General features: G+C 48.0%; 1 pseudogene. It reads right to left on the bottom strand.

What is annotated here, in order from left to right:
- Positions 1-517: pseudogene (bglH, locus tag ACWHAR_RS32020) on the bottom strand (aryl-phospho-beta-d-glucosidase); the annotation flags it as partial.

Below are 517 nucleotides of genomic sequence, written 5' to 3' on the forward strand. Positions count from 1 at the left end.
ATGAAACCGTAGCGTTTTTTCATTTCCGCAGTAGATGCGCTGACAAGGTCAATTGGCCCCCATGATGTGTATCCGATTAATTCAACGCCGTCCGCAATGGCTTCGCGCGCTTCAAATAAATGATCACGCAGATAGTTGATTCTGTAATCGTCCTGAATCGCGCCGTCCTCTTCAACCTTGTCTACAGCGCCAAGGCCGTTTTCAACGATGAACAGCGGCTTCTGATAACGGTCGTATAAGGTGTTGAGCGTGATGCGCAAGCCTTTTGGATCAATTTGCCAGCCCCATTCTGATGATTTGAGGTAAGGGTTTTTGACTCCGCCCAGCAGGTTGCCCCCTGATTTTGCAAGCTCTTCCGGATCTGTGCTCGCCGCCATCGACATGTAGTAGCTGAATCCAATATAATCCACCGTATGTTCTTTCAAGAGCTCTTCATCGCCTTCAGCCATTTCAATTTCAATATTGTTTTCTGCCAGATAGCGTTTCATATATCCCGGGTATGCGCCTCTTGCCTGAA

The sequence above is a fragment of the Bacillus sp. LR--39 genome, from assembly GCF_053613335.1.